Annotated in this window: 2 protein-coding genes; both read left to right on the top strand. The window is 76.4% G+C overall.

Annotated features, from left to right (window positions below; translation table 11 throughout):
* Positions 1 to 644: WS/DGAT domain-containing protein (locus tag SACPADRAFT_RS0201855; protein ID WP_007027617.1), on the top strand; the 644-nt coding region annotated here is incomplete at its 5' end.
* 112 nt (positions 645 to 756) lie between these two features.
* Positions 757 to 1,387: SDR family NAD(P)-dependent oxidoreductase (locus SACPADRAFT_RS24905; protein ID WP_007027618.1), on the top strand; the 631-nt coding region annotated here is incomplete at its 3' end.

Below are 1,387 nucleotides of genomic sequence, written 5' to 3'. Positions count from 1 at the left end.
AACGCCCGCGCCGCCGGCGTCACCCCGCCGAGTGGCTGACCGCCGCGTTCGCCCACGCGGTGCGCGAGGTCGGCGCGGCCGGGATCCCCGGTCCGGAGGGCGGCGGGGACCCGCACGGGAAGGAACCGCGGTTCCGGCTGATGGTTCCCTGGTCGGTCCGGGGCACCGACAGCCTCCGCCTCGCGGGCAACCACACCGGGGCGGTGTCGGTGGACCTGCCGGTCGGCGACCTCGGACCGGACGGGCGGGACGCACGCGCCGCACGGGCACGGGAGGTGGCGGAGTCGCTGCGCTCCCGGATCGGTGCGGGCGTGCCGGAGGCGGCGAACCTCGTGGTCCACCTGTTGAGCGTGCTGCCGCCGCGTCTGCACGCGGCGGCGGCGCGGGCGGCCTACCGGCGGGACTGGTTCAACGGGATCGGCACGGTGCTGCCCGGTCCGCGCAGGACGGTGCGCTGGCACGGCCGCGTGATGACGGAGGCCTACCCGGTGCTGGCGCTGGCCCCGGGCACGGGCGTGGCCTGGGGCGCCCTCACCTGGAGCGGCGTCATCACCATCTGCCTCACCACCCCGTCCCCACCCCCGCAACACCTGTCCGCCCTCGCGGCGGCGTTCCACCGGGCGGCCACCACGGCTGTGCCGTGAAGGGCACTTTTCCTGCGTGTGGTGCAGTGAATGTGCCCCTCACTGCGCTTGACGCAGGGAAAGTGCCCTTCACGGCAACACCGGCGACCACGAACGGACGGGAGGACGAGCGGTGCGGGGAGTGTGGAACGGGGACGGGTGGGTGCGGGACGGGGACACCGTGGTGGTGACCGGGGGGTCGTCCGGGATCGGGGCGGCCACGGCGCGGGTGTTCGCCGAACGGGGGTGCCGGGTCGTGGTGGTGGGGCGCAGCGCCGACGCGGTGCAGCGGTCCGCCCGTCGGTGCGGCGGGGTGCCGTGTGTGGCGGATCTGGCCGGGCCCGGGGCGGTCGACACGGTGCTGGACGTCGCCGGGGAGCCCGACGTGCTCGTGTGCAACGCCGGGGTCGGTGGGGCGGGACCGCTGGCGTACGCCGGACCCGCCGAGGTCGAGCACCTGGTGCGGGTGAACCTGCTGGCCCCGGCGTTGCTCCTGCGCGCGGTCCTGCCGGGCATGCTGCGGCGTGGGCGCGGGCACCTGGTGCTGGTGTCCTCGATCGCGGGCGGGATGGCCGTCGGCGGTGAGGCCGTGTACTCGGCCACCAAGGCCGGGCTGCACGCGCTGGCGGCGAGCGTGCGGCACGAGGTGGCCGGACACGGGATCGGCGTGACGGTGGTGGTGCCGGGCGCGGTGGACACCGCGTTCTTCGACCGGCGCGGCACCCCCTACCCGCGGCGGTTCCCCCGGCCGGTCCCGGCGGGGG

Source organism: Saccharomonospora iraqiensis subsp. paurometabolica YIM 90007 (assembly GCF_000231035.2).
In the GTDB taxonomy this organism is placed as follows: domain Bacteria; phylum Actinomycetota; class Actinomycetes; order Mycobacteriales; family Pseudonocardiaceae; genus Saccharomonospora; species Saccharomonospora paurometabolica.
The sequence above is the reverse complement of the archived record's forward strand: the minus strand, read 5'-3'. Positions and strand labels throughout refer to the sequence as shown.